This window comes from Christiangramia aquimixticola (assembly GCF_048285835.1).
Lineage (GTDB): Bacteria > Bacteroidota > Bacteroidia > Flavobacteriales > Flavobacteriaceae > Christiangramia > Christiangramia aquimixticola.
Genome location: NZ_JBLVTL010000046.1, coordinates 1 through 391, shown reverse-complemented (window position 1 = coordinate 391; position 391 = coordinate 1). Strand labels below are relative to the sequence as shown.

The following is a 391-nucleotide window of genomic DNA, read 5'->3' as shown; positions in this document are numbered from 1 at the left end:
GATTCAATAAATTCTTGAGGGATGATGATTTCAAACTTGAGTTTTTCGCTGATTGATTCACCATACTTCAGTGAAGATTCTCCAGTCAAATCCACGGGTTTGATTGTAATAGGTAATCCTTCGATTTTTAAGATTCCAGGGCCATAATTGCCCAAGGCATTATTAGTGCCGTCATAAAGGATGCTTCCATTTTCCTGTAACACTCCGACATAATTGAAGAAGTCTGAGAATGTAATGCTTGTTTGAGGATGTGATGCAGTGATAACATAGCTTCCCACCTCCGGAGTCTCACTAGTAATTGTACTTGAAAGGGTAAGGGGAACTAGATCATTATTTTCACCCACTTCGGTCAAGGTAATACCAACATCTTCCAGGGTTAAATCACTTTTTA

At 38.9% G+C, this 391-nt stretch carries 1 protein-coding gene; it reads right to left on the bottom strand.

Annotated features, from left to right (window positions below; translation table 11 throughout):
- Positions 1–391: hypothetical protein (locus ACNKXV_RS13425; protein WP_417908242.1), on the bottom strand; the 391-nt coding region annotated here is incomplete at both ends.